This is a genomic window from Pseudoalteromonas sp. ESRF-bin5 (genome assembly GCF_002632075.1).
GTDB classification, from domain to species: Bacteria; Pseudomonadota; Gammaproteobacteria; order Enterobacterales; family Alteromonadaceae; genus Pseudoalteromonas; species Pseudoalteromonas marina.
The window spans coordinates 1-11,396 of the sequence record NZ_NTLW01000255.1 but is presented as its reverse complement, the minus strand read 5'-3'; the positions used below and the strand labels follow the sequence as shown (position 1 = coordinate 11,396).

12 protein-coding genes and 6 tRNA genes are annotated in these 11,396 nt (G+C 40.8%); 5 read left to right on the top strand and 13 right to left on the bottom strand.

What is annotated here, in order from left to right; genetic code table 11:
* Positions 1 to 14 precede the first annotated feature (14 nt).
* The 8 genes from BCG07_RS15755 to dnaQ all read right to left on the bottom strand — a co-directional run bounded on the left by BCG07_RS15755 (position 15) and on the right by dnaQ (position 2,845).
* Positions 15 to 91: transfer RNA gene (locus BCG07_RS15755), tRNA-Asp, on the bottom strand.
* Between the two features lie 38 nt (positions 92 to 129).
* A tRNA-Asp gene (locus tag BCG07_RS15750) sits at positions 130 to 206 on the bottom strand.
* 31 nt (positions 207 to 237) lie between these two features.
* A tRNA-Asp gene (locus BCG07_RS15745) sits at positions 238 to 314 on the bottom strand.
* A 41-nt stretch (positions 315 to 355) separates the two neighbouring features.
* Positions 356 to 432, bottom strand: a tRNA-Asp gene (locus BCG07_RS15740).
* A 41-nt stretch (positions 433 to 473) separates the two neighbouring features.
* A tRNA-Asp gene (locus BCG07_RS15735) sits at positions 474 to 550 on the bottom strand.
* A gap of 27 nt (positions 551 to 577) precedes the next feature.
* A tRNA-Asp gene (locus tag BCG07_RS15730) sits at positions 578 to 654 on the bottom strand.
* Between the two features lie 97 nt (positions 655 to 751).
* Positions 752 to 2,122: a TIGR03503 family protein gene (locus BCG07_RS15725; protein ID WP_286891031.1), complete on the bottom strand. Its 1,371-nt coding sequence runs from the start codon at positions 2,120 to 2,122 to the stop codon at positions 752 to 754.
* A gap of 9 nt (positions 2,123 to 2,131) precedes the next feature.
* Complete coding sequence (gene dnaQ, locus BCG07_RS15720; RefSeq protein WP_006794050.1) at positions 2,132 to 2,845, bottom strand: DNA polymerase III subunit epsilon; 714 nt, start codon at positions 2,843 to 2,845, stop codon at positions 2,132 to 2,134.
* A gap of 68 nt (positions 2,846 to 2,913) precedes the next feature.
* Here dnaQ and rnhA point away from each other — a divergent pair, with 68 nt between their 5' ends.
* A complete protein-coding gene (gene rnhA / locus BCG07_RS15715) occupies positions 2,914 to 3,378 on the top strand; it encodes a ribonuclease HI (RefSeq protein ID WP_006794051.1) in 465 nt (154 codons plus the stop codon).
* Positions 3,379 to 3,389: 11 nt separating this feature from the next.
* On the opposite strand, the gene BCG07_RS15710 is transcribed toward rnhA, so the two are convergent.
* The gene (locus BCG07_RS15710) at positions 3,390 to 4,166 is read right to left on the bottom strand and encodes a class I SAM-dependent methyltransferase (RefSeq protein ID WP_243531088.1); all 777 of its coding nucleotides are present in this window, start codon (positions 4,164 to 4,166) and stop codon (positions 3,390 to 3,392) included.
* A 53-nt stretch (positions 4,167 to 4,219) separates the two neighbouring features.
* Between BCG07_RS15710 and gloB the strand changes: the two genes are divergently transcribed.
* Together gloB and BCG07_RS15700 are read left to right on the top strand one after the other, a co-directional pair.
* Positions 4,220 to 4,993, top strand: a complete 774-nt coding sequence (gene gloB / locus BCG07_RS15705; protein ID WP_243531090.1) for a hydroxyacylglutathione hydrolase — start codon at positions 4,220 to 4,222, stop codon at positions 4,991 to 4,993.
* Positions 4,994 to 5,134: 141 nt separating this feature from the next.
* Positions 5,135 to 6,718 carry a lytic transglycosylase gene (locus BCG07_RS15700; protein ID WP_243531092.1) on the top strand — a complete coding sequence of 528 codons (1,584 nt, stop codon included), beginning with the start codon at positions 5,135 to 5,137 and terminating at the stop codon, positions 6,716 to 6,718.
* Positions 6,719 to 6,772: 54 nt separating this feature from the next.
* Here the strand turns inward: BCG07_RS15700 and BCG07_RS15695 are convergent, their stop codons facing one another.
* The 3 genes from BCG07_RS15695 to BCG07_RS15685 are packed head-to-tail and all read right to left on the bottom strand — an operon-like array spanning position 6,773 to position 8,299.
* The gene (locus tag BCG07_RS15695; protein WP_039038071.1) at positions 6,773 to 7,222 is read right to left on the bottom strand and encodes a flavodoxin; all 450 of its coding nucleotides are present in this window, start codon (positions 7,220 to 7,222) and stop codon (positions 6,773 to 6,775) included.
* Positions 7,222 to 7,986 carry a tRNA pseudouridine(65) synthase TruC gene (gene truC / locus BCG07_RS15690; protein WP_243531094.1) on the bottom strand — a complete coding sequence of 255 codons (765 nt, stop codon included), beginning with the start codon at positions 7,984 to 7,986 and terminating at the stop codon, positions 7,222 to 7,224. Before truC ends, BCG07_RS15695 begins: the two co-directional genes overlap by 1 nt.
* A complete protein-coding gene (locus BCG07_RS15685) occupies positions 7,979 to 8,299 on the bottom strand; it encodes a YqcC family protein (RefSeq protein WP_033025393.1) in 321 nt (106 codons plus the stop codon). Before BCG07_RS15685 ends, truC begins: the two co-directional genes overlap by 8 nt.
* 105 nt (positions 8,300 to 8,404) lie before the next feature.
* On the opposite strand from BCG07_RS15685, the gene BCG07_RS15680 reads away from it, so the two are divergent.
* Together BCG07_RS15680 and BCG07_RS15675 are read left to right on the top strand one after the other, a co-directional pair.
* On the top strand, positions 8,405 to 9,433 hold the full coding sequence (locus BCG07_RS15680) for a DUF3549 family protein (RefSeq protein WP_286891026.1): 1,029 nt from the start codon (positions 8,405 to 8,407) through the stop codon (positions 9,431 to 9,433).
* Positions 9,434 to 9,733 (top strand): DUF3301 domain-containing protein, encoded by a 300-nt coding sequence (locus BCG07_RS15675; RefSeq protein WP_008129323.1) that lies wholly within the window; start codon positions 9,434 to 9,436, stop codon positions 9,731 to 9,733. It abuts the gene before it with no gap.
* A 743-nt stretch (positions 9,734 to 10,476) separates the two neighbouring features.
* On the opposite strand, the gene BCG07_RS15670 is transcribed toward BCG07_RS15675, so the two are convergent.
* The gene (locus tag BCG07_RS15670) at positions 10,477 to 11,121 is read right to left on the bottom strand and encodes a GNAT family N-acetyltransferase (protein ID WP_286891023.1); all 645 of its coding nucleotides are present in this window, start codon (positions 11,119 to 11,121) and stop codon (positions 10,477 to 10,479) included.
* Positions 11,122 to 11,396: the final 275 nt, after the last annotated feature.

The window sequence follows — 11,396 nt, the reverse complement described above, 5'->3', positions numbered from 1 at the left end:
ATTACTTAATTTGTTGGCGGAGTGGACGGGACTCGAACCCGCGACCCCCGGCGTGACAGGCCGGTATTCTAACCAACTGAACTACCACTCCAGCATACAAATTTTGTAATATAACGTTGTTTAAATAGTTGGCGGAGTGGACGGGACTCGAACCCGCGACCCCCGGCGTGACAGGCCGGTATTCTAACCAACTGAACTACCACTCCAGCGCGTATTTAAACTGTTATTTTTTCTTATTGGCGGAGTGGACGGGACTCGAACCCGCGACCCCCGGCGTGACAGGCCGGTATTCTAACCAACTGAACTACCACTCCATAATAAGAATATGTTTTACAACCATATGTTGTGCAAGTGTTGGCGGAGTGGACGGGACTCGAACCCGCGACCCCCGGCGTGACAGGCCGGTATTCTAACCAACTGAACTACCACTCCATAATAAGAATATGTTTTACAACCATATGTTGTGCAAGTGTTGGCGGAGTGGACGGGACTCGAACCCGCGACCCCCGGCGTGACAGGCCGGTATTCTAACCAACTGAACTACCACTCCAGCGCATACTTACAAATTGTCGAAAATTGGCGGAGTGGACGGGACTCGAACCCGCGACCCCCGGCGTGACAGGCCGGTATTCTAACCAACTGAACTACCACTCCGCATTTTCGTTGCTGTTTAGGTCTCCCTGACAGCGGCGTGAATAATACGAACCAGCCCCTATTTCGTCAAGGGCTTTTTTGTTTTTTTACAGGTTTTTTAGTCATCTGACATCGAAAGGTTTAAAATTTCACCTAATTTGTCATTTTTTGAACCATTTTTGTCTACTTGATTTTTTTCTGTGTCGTCAACATCTTGGTTCGCGTGTTTCTTTTTATTTAAAAAAGGTAACGATAGTTTAATTTTAATCGGCTTTTTTTGCACAAATATTCGAATAGCTAACCAGCCGAGCAGTATAATTAAAATATTACCGCCAATTATTAAGCCCACAATGGTGGATGTGGCCATTTTTTCTTCTTCCGGCTCAATGGGTGTGGTTTGCTCAGCTTCAACAACGGTTGCAGGGTCAACTTCTGGTACCGCTTCTATTGGCCGGGCTATTTCAAATTTATAGGTTGGTAAAGTGGCCATAAATTCACGGCCGTTGTTATTAGTACCAAATACAGACAGTTCTACACTGTAGCGCCCCCAGTCATAGTTTTTAATTATTAACTCTCTTGTCTCACCTGGCGCAGCGTTTATAGTAAACATTTGCTCTTCGTTGTTAGGGTAATAAATCTTACCCTGAAAAATAACGGTCTCTGGTTTAACTATTTTGTTGTCTGTTGTGATCGTTAATTTATGTTCATCAATATTTTCATCTGCAAGCGCGATATTAAAACCAAAGGGAGGTTCGTGAACAATAATGGTGTCTTGCACGATTCTGCGCTGCAGTAAAGGAGTAGAAATGTAAAGTTCAGGGGTCCACTCACCTTCCGGAAACACAAGTTTAAACTCACCGGTAAATACGCCGTCTTTTGGACGTTCATCAAATCCACGCCCGTCGTCTTTAAATTCGGCGACTTCTTGTGTACCTGCGCCAAAGTTTGCAAAGCTATCGTTATTCGTACTTACAAAGTCAACATTAAGACTAACCACATCTCTAAATAGATTAGCGTTAATCGGTTCACCGTCATTTAAAATTTGGCCAGTTACTTTTATCGTTTCGCCTCTAAAAAGCATGGGAGGTAATGGCTCTGCCTGTAGTGATATTTCACCCAATACAACAATTCTGCTATCTGGTAAAATACTCCCTATAACTTGCCAAGGACCTGGCATTGGTTTTTTTATGGTGACAAGGTCATAGCTAAGTTCGTCAAACCATTCAATATTAGTATCCCTAACGGCGTTGGTGGCAAAATACTTACTACCATCAGGCCTAACTAAAATAACGGCAGGTGTCCCTGGTTTTCTGAAAAAGAGTAATGTGATTTCGTCTATTTGGCTGTCAATTCGAAAGCGGTTGTCGAGTAAGGGGATTTCATTTTGTAGGCCATCCCGTTTTAAAACTTCAACTTGCTCTGCGCTATATGCGTTACCTGATAACAAACTGAGTGCACATAACACGGTTACAAAATACATTATTCTCATTATAAGGCCTTATTCAGCGCGCCATAGGCATTGGCCGCCTTCTTTATTTACAAGATCCAATCTGGCTTCGTGTGCGCTTTGCTCTTCATCTGTAGCGCGTAATACTACCAATGGCGCTCTTTCACTGTTTAAACGTCTTATGCCGCCTTGCTGTTGCTCACTACCATCATCTTTATTTTGATTTAAGTTTAACTTTGTTTGTCCGCCTGTCATGGCAAGATAAACATCAGCTAAAATTTCAGAATCCAGTAACGCCCCGTGCAAGGTACGTTTAGCGTTATCTATGTCGTAACGTCGGCATAACGCATCAAGGTTATTCTTTTGTCCTGGATGCAAGTCACGCGCCATTTTAAGCGTGTCGAGAACTTGACAGTAATCATGCGTATTTGGAAAACCTTGATTAAGCAATGCAAATTCATTATCCATGTGGCCCACATCGAACGGGGCATTATGAATTACAAGTTCAGCACCTTTTATATAATCAAAAAACTCTTGTGCAATATCGCGGTAAAGCGGTTTGTCGCGTAAAAACTCATTGGTAATACCGTGAACGTCAATCGCTTCTTCTTCTATGCTACGTTGCGGATTAATATAAACATGAAAGTTATTACCCGTTAAACGACGATTTACTAACTCTACACAACCAATCTCTATAATTCTGTGCCCTTGTTTAGGGTCGATGCCGGTTGTTTCTGTATCTAAAACTATTTGTCTGCGTGCCATATCGAATTAAGCCTGACTCTGGTATCTTTCTATAATCACTTTATTGTACATAAGATCAAGGTAAAACAGTGCAAAAAACCGTAGAGATTTACACCGATGGCTCATGTTTAGGTAATCCAGGCCCCGGTGGTTATGGTATTTTTATGATTTATGACGCCCATGAAAAAAAATTAAGCCAAGGCTATAAGCTCACTACAAACAATCGCATGGAAATGCTTGCGGCTATAGTGGCACTTGAATCACTTAACCGTGCTTGTGTTGTAAACCTTACTACCGATAGTCAATACGTAAAACAAGGTATCGAGTCATGGATTTCAAACTGGAAAAAACGCGGCTGGATAACGTCAGCTAAAAAGCCAGTTAAAAATGTGGACTTATGGAAACGCCTAGATGCAGCTTGCAGCAAACACACAGTAAATTGGAAGTGGGTTAAAGGTCATAGCGGCCATAAGTACAACGAAATTGTCGACGATTTAGCTCGTGATGCAGCTGGCAGCACAGATTTACTCGAAGATGTGGGCTACCAGCCTTAATTTACTTGATGCTAATAGTTATCACTTTTTTGGTCGCACGTTTTGTAATGCTGCTTTGAAGTTTGCCTAAGCCCCGCCCCTTTTACAGGCACAAATTGTGGCCGTGCGTGCCACTTAGGCTTTATGGGTGTAAGGGGCGCAACGCGTTTTCGAGCCACCAGCATATAAACACTGCCCATAGGTTTTAAATACTGCTTGGCAAATGCTCGCCAAAATTCAAACCGTGATAACCTGTTTCCCCTAGCTAGTGATGAATAAATAAACCGCTCGTCACTTACAATTTCAAAACCCAATAAATTCAGCCAATCCTTTACCCTTGCTGGGGTAAAAAATCGTCCTGTCCATGGTAACTTTTGCCCGCTAAACGGCAACATTTGAGCCAACCCACACAGGCTGAGCGGATTAAACCCGGTAATTAGAACGTAACCGCCAGGTATGAGTGTTCGATGAGCTTCGCGTAAAATGTGATGTGGGTCAGAGTGGTACTCTAAACAATGGCTTAAAATACACGCGTCAACACTATGTTCGTAAAAAGGCAATTCATCTATATCGGCCACTACCCCTGTATATGGTCCGGGCTCAGCGACACACACCTGGTGCTTAATAGTACTTAAACTTGTATTTAACTCACCGCTTAAGTTACCTAACTTAAGCATATGGTAACCAAACATGCGTGGTAGCCAATATTGCATTTTACGTTCAATATCAGCTTGCAAGTAATCCCCGTGAGGAAACTGTTGCCACGACAGTGGTTTGGGTCCTTCTTGAAAACTAAGGGCTGGTTTCATTTTATGAGCTCGTTATACTATGCGTTAAATGTCACTTTATAGAGCAATTTAACATGGTGCAAGTCAAAGCAATTAAAGCCTTTTCAGATAATTACATTTGGTGTTTAACCACTGAAGGCAACGCTGAAGCATGGGTCGTTGATCCTGGTCAGGCTGAGCCTGTGCTAGCTCATCTCGCAGCAGAAAACTTAACACTGGGTGGCATTTTAATTACCCATCATCATTACGATCATACCGATGGTGTTGCGCAGCTAGTAAAAGATGACCCAACAATAAAAGTTTATGGACCTAAAAATAGCCCCTTTAAAGGAGTGACGCATCCACTGGTTGATAGCGATAGTATTGATGTTTTAGGCATCAACTTTAAAGTGCTCACAACTCCAGGGCATACACTTGATCACATTTGTTTTGTGAATGACAACATGGCATTTACTGGTGATACATTATTCAGTGGTGGCTGTGGGCGTTTATTTGAAGGTACTAGTGAACAAATGTGGCATTCTCTAAACAAATTAAAAATGCTACCAGCAGGGTGTAAAGTGTTTTGCACCCACGAATATACACAAGCTAATTTAACTTTTGCTAAAGCCGTTGAGCCTCGTAATCCATCGTTACTTGCACACAGTGAGCTGGTAGATGAGTTAAGGAAAGAAGATAAAATTTCACTGCCAACCACTATAAGCCAAGAGCTTAAAATAAACCCGTTTATGCGCAGCGACATTCCAACCATCATAGAGGAAGTACCTAAAGAATTTATCTCGGTTACAAAAAACAATGAACCTTGGCATAACTTTGCTGCTCTGAGAAAGTTCAAAGATAATTTTTAGCGCATATAAGTTTATTATTTTAAATCATTAACTTGAAATACATGAACACTTTCTACTAACTGCTGTAATTGTCATAAAGTGGTAATGTTAGTTTATTAAAGGTAACATTTGCCGAGTTTTTTACCCGATGTATTGGTATTTATGAATAAATCTCCTCTTATACTAACCTTGGCGCTTGCGCTAAGTGGTTGTCAAACATTGACCACCTTAGAATCTGACCCTCAGGTCGCAAATCAAGCTAATAATAAGCTTGAAGGTGCAAGCCCAAATGATATTAACAATGCATTAATGGTAAACGCGCAATATCAACAACTAGATAGCGATGAACAAGATGCGCCGGTATTTGACGATGTATGGGAGCGTATTCGTTACCAATTATCGATTAATGTTCCTCAAAACCGCCCGGTTGTGACCGAGCGGAATTATTATGCGAAGCATCAACGTTATTTAGACCGTATTTCAAAACGTGCAGAGCCTTACCTTCACTTTATTGTTGAAGAAGTGGAAAAACGCGAGATGCCAATCGAAATTGCGCTCCTTCCTATTGTAGAAAGCGCTTTTGATCCCTTTGGCTACTCTCACAGAACCGCCTCGGGGATTTGGCAATTTATGCCACAAACGGGTGAGCGCTTTGATTTAAAACAAAACTGGTGGTACGACGGCCGCCGAGATATTGTGCAATCAACCCGTGCAGCGCTAGATTACTTATCTTATCTTCACAAAACACTTGAAGGTGATTGGCTCAATGCCATAGCCGCCTATAACTCCGGTGAAGGGCGCCTGATGCGCGCAATTAAAAAAAATCGTAAAAAGCATTTGCCTACCGATTTTTGGTCATTAGATTTACCAAGAGAAACCACGGCTTACGTACCAAAGCTACTGGCACTAGCTGACTTATTAAAACGTTCGGATGAATTTAATGTAACGTGGAAACCCATTATCAACGCCCAAGTAGTAGAAGTAGTAGATGTAGGCTCACAAATAGACCTAGCACTTGCCGCCGAAATGGCCGACATGACATTAACAGAGCTTTACAGATTAAACCCTGGGTTTAACCGTTGGGCTACAGATCCAAATGGCCCCCACTCTTTGCTTTTACCTATTGATAAAGCGCAGCAGTTTTCTGAAAAGCTTGCCAATACTGATATTAAAAATAGGCTTCGCTGGCAACGATACAAGGTAAAAAGCGGCGACAGTTTATCTGTAATTGCTAAAAAGTTTACCACTAGCACCAGCGCAATTAGATCTTTGAACAAGCTTAATTCAAATACGATACGCATTGGACAAGAGCTACTAGTCCCGTTAACCGATGGTGCAATAAATAGCGAGCACTTACCAAAGCAAATGCGTATGGCTGCAAATAAAACATCACGCACTAAGCTTTCGCATACCGTAAAAAGTGGCGATACCTTATGGGATATCAGCCGCGAATACGATGTGACCATGGATGAATTGGCAAAGTGGAATAAACTTAAAAAAAGCGCTGTGCTGCGCTTAAATCAAAAGCTCACAGTGTATAAATCACAAAATAAAACCACCAGCGCACCAAAAAGCACTAATCGCACGATTACGTACAAAGTACGAAGAGGCGATTCACTTGCGCGTATTGCGTCTAAGTTTAATTTAACGGTAAGCGAAATTATCAAATGGAATAATTTAGCAGGTCAAAAGTACTTACAACCGGGGCAAAAATTAAAGCTTAAAGTGGATGTACGAAGTAGTTAATTTCAGCTAACAAAAAAGGAGCGCATGCGCTCCTTTTTTGTTGGTATATAAAAATTAATCTGGGAGCTTTTCAAGCCATGCTTTTAACCAAGGCTCTGTCACTGGCCAAGGCTCAAAATCTTCACACGCGTCAATTTCTAAACGGTTACCGACAGGTTTTGCTTGTAAATCACGTAATAGTTCATCAAAGCTTCGACCTGCACCGCAAAAAGTATCACCATAGCTTCTGTCGCCCATAGCCACCACTCCAAATGGCTTATCTGTAAGCATAGGAAAACTACTATTAAGCGCATAATATAAGCCAGCTAGGTTACTTGGCACGTCACCCTGTCCTGTCGTTGAGGTAACAATTAATATGTTTGATGCGTTTTTAATATCGTCAAGCGAAGCCTCTGTGATGACCGCTGCGCTATGACCAGCCTGCTTAATAGTTGCAGCTATATCATCACTTAAACGTTGAGCACCACCATTTACAGTGCCCACAAAAATACTAATATGTGCCATTAATAATCCTTCTCTTCGTTTGGCCAACCAAGTTGCTCACAAATCTGTAGCATATCATGACCTAGTGGCGCTTTTATCGTTATTGCTTTGTTGGTATAAGGGTGCACAAAACTCAGCTCAGTTGCAAATAGCATTAAGCGTCGTAATTCAAAATGATCCCTAAAAAATTGGTTATGTTGATTGTCGCCATGATTAACATCACCAATTATTGGTAATGATAAATGTTTTAAATGCCGGCGAATCTGATGCTTGCGCCCTGTCTTAGGAAAACACTCAACTAATGAGTACCTAACCGTTGGGTATTTGCCTATTGGAATAGGTAATGCAGCTTGATACAAACAATTAAACTGAGTTTGCGCCTCTTGAGGTGCTTTATTCTGATCTGCAAATTTATCGGCAATTTTATCAAGCTCTTCTTTTAAAGGCTTATCTAAAAAAACCGAATCAGGGGCAAATCCGCGCACTAGAGCTAAATATCGCTTAGCAATAGTACCTTCAATGAATAACTGATTCATATCGCGCGCGGCTTCAGAGCTTAAAGCAAATAGCAGCACACCCGACGTAGGTCTATCTAGCCTGTGAACTGGAAAAACGTGCTGCCCTAACTGATCGCGCAACATTTGCATCGCAAATTGAGTTTCATGTTTATCTAAAAAGGAGCGATGTACCAATAGCCCTGACGGTTTATTAATGGCTACAAAGTTTTCGTCTTGATACAAAATGTCGAGTTCGCCGTATTCAGTAGGCGCTAGGCGCTCACTCATGCGGTTCTCCTAATAGTGCATCTAGCTGTGTCAGCACCTCTATAATTTCATTTCCACCTGATTTATTAATCAAGGTCATTTGCGCCATGGGAGCAATTGCAAAGTTTCGCGGTAATGGTTGATTATAAGTGATCAAATGCTGCATTTTTTCAATAAAGACAAACTGTAGCCACTGCTCAAACGCCATCGAATCGTGACAAAAGGGAACACTAGAATTTAGTGCTTCTGCTGAAATTGGCTCACATTGCCAAAGTTGATGCTTTTGTAATAGCGCTTTTAATTGCACTAAATAAGCTTGGGTCTGTTGGAACATAACCACCCTCTTTATAAGTTATGCAGCAATTATACCCTGTTCCCACAAAGCTCGCTATGGCGTATAATTAGCGCAATTTTGCAGTTAAAAACGACCGGGAAAACAATGAGTGATCAAATAGCAACCTTAGGCCAACTTTTAGATGGTGCTGGCACGCAATGGCGGGCTTTTGATATTGGCAGGCACATTACTAAACTCGATAAACAACAGTTTTTAGCTATTGAACAAGCCCAAGTACGTTACCCTTATCCGCTTGCTGGTCATGCGTGGCTAGCAATTCAGTTCTGGGATGCCAAAGCGAGCAAAGAACCCTATGTGTGGTTTTTAAAATTCCCGCTAGATGAGCAAAGTAAATTAGTTAGTGCAAGTCGTGATGACTTTGCCGATATGGTTATTCAAGCTCTTGGCACTGAAATTACAGGTGAAAAAGCAGATGGCAAGCTTGATAACAATCCATATGTGTTTACGCCTAATGCAAATAAACTGGCTGCATTTAACGCGCAAGTTAAAGTGTTACTAAAGCAACCTGCTTCACAATATTACGAGTACGCTCAGCTATACTTTAGTGCAAAATTAGGCTTTGATAATTGGCAAAGTGTGGCACTACAAGGCATTGCTGATTTTGCGCTGCGCCTAGATAACGATCAAAACTTAAGTAACTTACAAAAAGCCTGGGCACATTTACCCCTTGAAGTATTACAGCCACTAAGTGCAATGCTCGAACATGTTGCAATACCAACAACATTGAGTGAGCTTTTACTTGCGCAGGGTCAAACAGCTATTAATAATAGTGATACTATAGCTTTAACCGCTGCACTTCGCTCAATGTCTAAAGGTCAGGCACAAGGTCTATGCGCGCAGCTTGTTGATGCAACATTGAATTCAGCTCTTAAAAGCGACTCTGACGTACTTTTAACAATCGCTGGACGTTGTTTTGTTCAGTTAGAAGACCCTGAACGATTGCATATATTTATGGATAATTGTGCTCAACATCAAAAAATAGAGGCGCTTTTTCCAAGTATTTTTGCTGACTTAGTTGCAATACCGACCATTCGACCTCACCTATTAGGTTTATTACGAAAAGAAGATCGAAGCGAAGCCCTCGCTCGTGCAATTGGAAGGTTATTCTCTTAAATGGCAAGTTTATGGACGTTTATATTAATTGGTAGTGTTATTTATTTGTTTTGGCTAAATAGAAAAGTCGCCGAAGCGGCTAATGTTCATGCTAAACGTCAATGTGAGCAATTAAATGTGCAACTTATGAGTGTTGCGTGCACTAAGCGCCGTTTTGGTTTTCTAAAAAGTAGTAAACCGGGAATAAAAAGTGAGTTTTCATTTGAGTTTTCAAGTGACGGTGAAAATGCGTATCAGGGAATGCTTATTATGGAAAATGAGTTTTTAAAAAGTGTTGTCGTTCCACCACACAAAATCTAAGTGCCCTTATGCTTTCAATGTATAAAATTATTGCAATTGTGTAGTACAAAAAACTAAGGCGTAACTAAAGTTACGCCCCAATTGGACTGCTTCCTGCTAGATATCCACTATCTATAATCCGTTTTTTCATCCCCTGAACGAGTAAACAACCTTGTTTACCCTCACATTGCCTCATGCAATATCCATCGCCACCTTGGCAAACCCGCGTAAACTAACGCTTGGCTAAATCTATAGCATCATCCATGTTAATCCTTTGAAGTAGCGCCCTGCCGCTTTGTGCTTGCTGCGTTGTCCCTTTGCTTTCCAAGCATTCACGTGCAACCTAGTACGTGGCTGCGTCCTGCAGCTTTAATCCTTTATATCCTTAAAGTAGCTCCTGCCACTTAGTGCGTCTTGCACTTCCTATTCATCCTTGCTGTCCTTGTTAACTTGTCCTTTTTGTATCCTGCTAGCATCTGCTATTTTGCCTATTCCTTATCCATGGCAGTAACTTATTCATTAAGCTATGTCTTCTTGACAAGGTAAAGTTTAGAGTAAACGAGAGGAGGAAGTAGTATGTGAGACAAAATAATTCTTTGTCATAAAAATTAAAAAATCAATAAATTAATATTAAACATGCACTTAAATAAAAAAAGGCGACCAATTGGCCACCTTTAACTGATTACTCTCACGTTAATGTAAGATATATCGCACGGACACATGTCCGTTTGGGCGCATTAACTTACACACTATAAGTTACGTTTTTAACCCAATGCATTTTTAAATAGTAACTCACCAGCAACTTGGTTAAACGTAAGCTGTTTAAAAGTCAGAAACCCTTCAGATTTAAAAAGTTCTGTATGCTCACTACGCGTTACAAATACTGCCAATCCAGAAGACTCACTATTTGCCTTTACCAGCTCATCAAGCCCTCTGAGTAAATACCGACCAAACCCTTGACCATGAAAATGAGGATCTACTGCAATAAAAGCTAAAAAGTAATAACGGCCTTTTTCTTTTAGCGTATCTCTAATAGTTTGTTCTTTTTCTATTAACTGGTTAGTTTGTAAATATCCCGCACTCAGCATTAATTTTAAGCGCCAATGCCAATAACGCTGAGCTTGAAGTTGACTTAAAGAATCAAACATACAGGACACTGCTTTTAATTTGCCACTGCGATAAAGTCCTATTAGTGGTTGCTTTTCTTGCCAAAAACTACTGAGTTCTTCACGTATTAATGCACGTAACTTTTTTTCGTAAACGGCTTTATTTTTTCCATCATAACCAAGCATTGTTTTTAGTACAGGGTCATCATGGTATGCCTGATAAATTAAACTTGCGGCAGTGCTTATATCTTCTGCTTCAATGTATTGTACGCTGAACGTTTCATCTTGTGCGGTTATACTCATTGTATGTCCTTTATTGTTTTAGCCGTAAATATAATCAGAGCTCAAATACTAAAGCTATACGCGAATAACTTCATTTACGAGTATATTTAATCTAAGAACTGGATATTACGCCGTATTGCCCGCTTAAAGAGATAAATAATATCAAAGTGTTATTTATTTTTACTATCCTTTATAAAACGCTTAACAGCGGTTTAGGCAATTTATTATTCAGAACTTAACTTTACTATATACCTAAAGTAATTAACCGACAATTCAGCTTGAGTTTAGCTAGCACA